Annotated in this window: 3 protein-coding genes; all 3 read left to right on the top strand. The window is 35.8% G+C overall.

Annotated features, from left to right (window positions below; all coding sequences use genetic code 11):
* A partial coding sequence (locus AC220I_RS20785) for a response regulator (RefSeq protein WP_486725783.1) occupies nt 1-969 on the top strand: 969 nt, incomplete at its 5' end.
* A 41-nt stretch (nt 970-1,010) separates the two neighbouring features.
* Nucleotides 1,011-1,934 (top strand): GGDEF domain-containing response regulator, encoded by a 924-nt coding sequence (locus tag AC220I_RS20780; protein WP_486725782.1) that lies wholly within the window; start codon nt 1,011-1,013, stop codon nt 1,932-1,934.
* A 305-nt stretch (nt 1,935-2,239) separates the two neighbouring features.
* Nucleotides 2,240-2,925 (top strand): hypothetical protein (locus AC220I_RS20775; protein WP_486725781.1); only part of this gene is annotated, 686 nt, incomplete at its 3' end.

The following is a 2,925-nucleotide window of genomic DNA, read 5'->3' as shown; positions in this document are numbered from 1 at the left end:
AGGGAATTGCTTGAACATCCACTCTTCCATGTGGATGTTGTTGGCAATGGCGTTGCTGCTATTAATGCCATCACTCAATATGAATATGATTTGGTATTGATGGATATTCAAATGCCGGATTTGGACGGTCTTGAAGCTACAAGACGCATTAGAACGACTTTTTCTAAAGAAATTCTGCCAATCATTGCAATGACAGCTCATGCAATGGAGGAAGATCGTCTAAAATGTTTTGAAGCCGGTATGAACGATTACATGAGTAAGCCAATAGTTGAAGAAGCCTTTTTTGATATGATGAAAAAGTGGATCAATAAAAAAATTACCATTAAGGAAGTGGAAGCTGAACTTAGTTTTGAACATAATGAAATCGCCTCTAAACTATTGAATTTTCAAACGAAAGCACCAGTTGCTGCTCTAAGGGGAAATTGGAACCTTTACATTAGGTTATTAAGGGATTTTTACAGAAAATTTGGAGACCTCGAAATCAATTTGGTAAGCTTACTTGAAGAAGGTGATTATGTTTCTGCAAAAAATCTAATTCATAATATCAGGGGGATTTCTGGAAATTTAGGTGCTATGGATCTTTTTATTGTTTCACAGACACTTGAAACGGATTTGAATAAGGGCAACCTAAGTAAGACGAATAATAGTTTAAAATCTTTTCTTGAAGAATTTAAAAGAGTCATGTCAGACATAGCCCTGATTAAAGAGGAAGCAGATGATTATCTGATTCATGAAGAGCGTTTTAATACTAAGGCTTCAATGGGATTGGATCTTCTTATTAAAGAGCTTAAGACACTTCTCAAAAATGGTAGTTCTGAGACGGAACAATACATCCCAGCCTTGAGAAACCTCTCTAGTAATACTGAATGGGCAACGCTAGGGGAAGCTTTAATAGACCAAATTGAAAACTATGATTTTGATGAAGCACTAAAAACAATCAATATCTTGGAAGTTGAAGTGAGCAAATGATGACTTTGAAAGATATGTTAGATAAAAGAGGGAGGGTGCCAGTGACAAGTGCAGAGAAGAAGACCATACTAATTGTTGAAGATGAAACCATAAACCTCAATATTTTAGTGTCGATTTTAAGAGACGAATATACTTTGATATTAGAAAAAAGTGGTACAAAAGCAATTACAAGAGCGGAGCAACAACTACCTGATTTAATATTATTAGATATCATGCTACCGGATTTAGATGGTTATAGTATTATTTCAGCCCTTAAAAACAACGATCAAACTAAAGAAATTCCAGTGATCTTTATTTCGGCATTAAAGGATGTAAAAGATGAAGAAAAGGGGCTTATGCTTGGTGCTGTAGACTATATCGTAAAACCCTACAATGCGTCTATAATCAAAGCACGTGTTAGAACACACATGAAGCTCGTAACACAAAGAAAGCTCTTAGAACGCATTGCAATGCTTGATGGTTTAACAGAAATTCCAAACAGAAGGAGTTTTTCAGAGCGATTTGCCCAAGAGTGGGACAGAGCTGTGAGAACGGGTAAACCCTTATCGCTGATTGTCGCTGATGTTGATTACTTTAAACAGTACAACGATTATTATGGTCATGGTATGGGCGATGTCGCTTTAAAACAAATTGCGGTTGCGTTTACAAATGCACTGAGTAGGTCTACTGATTTTTCTGCAAGAATAGGCGGAGAGGAGTTTGCAGTGCTTTTACCTGAGACATCAGCAGAAGGTGGTTTTGAAGTTTCAGAAAGAATACGTACTGCCATTGAAGGGCTAAATATTCCACATCAGAGTTCGCCAATAAATGAAATTTTAACACTTAGTCTGGGTGGCGTAACTTTAATTCCAAATGCCATTGGTTGTCATATTTCTATGTTTGAACTAGCCGACCATCAGTTATATGAAGCTAAAAAGGAAGGTAAGAATATGACAAAATGGCTTAAAAATAAAATTGACTCTTGAAATCTATAATATAAAGGTCCCTTTCAGACTTAGTTTTGAAAGGGATTTTTTTCAATCAAGAGCCTTAAAAGCATATATTGCAGGATAAATATACTTGTGACAATTCAATGCGTTTTTTACAAAAAGTTAACATGTAAAAGCCTGTAATTTGAACGGATAGACATAAATAAGTAAAAATGAATTTTTGCGATAAATTTGCCTAAAATCTTAAAAAACCCTAGCAAAACCATAGGGATTATGTTATAATACCACTGTGTTATATATTTAACATAAATAGAATATCAGAAAGATAAGGGGTAATTAAAATGAAAAAGTATATTGGATTAGTAGTTGTTTTAACTCTATTAGTGTCAATGTTTGCTGGATGTGCTAAAAAAGAAGAAACGCCAGTAGCACCTGCAGAAACAACAACTGAAACGACAGAAACTACTACTGAAACAACTGAAGCAACTGAAGCAACTGATGTTGTAACAACAGCGTCAATCGTAACTGAAGCTGATGCACTTGTTAACGCAATGAGCGCTAACGGTACTTGGATCGCTGCAACTTTAAACGATATTACTTTAACTGAAGATTTAATCGTTGAAGGCGAATTCATCAACAAAGAAAAAGTAGCTAGAAAATTAGCACCTTATACACAAGATGCAGATCATAATATCACTGCTTCTTTTACAATCACTGCACCTAAAATGATCGTTAGAAGTGAAAACTTCAAATTCCAAGGTGGAATCTTCGTTGGCGACATTTACGTTGAAGCAAAAGGTTTCCAAGTTTCTAAAGCAACTGTAGAAGGTAACGTATTCTATGCTTCTCAAGAAATCATGGATGCTGCTGTAATCGCTGAAGATGGCGTAATCACAGGTACTCAAGAAGTTGTTGCAGCTACAGATGTTGTAACGACAGCGTCAATCGTAACTGAAGCTGATGCACTTGTTAACGCAATGAGCGCTAACGGTACTTGGATCGCTGCAACTTTAAATGACATCACTTT

The organism is Fusibacter sp. (assembly GCF_057447755.1).
This window is presented reverse-complemented; position numbering and strand designations above follow the sequence as displayed.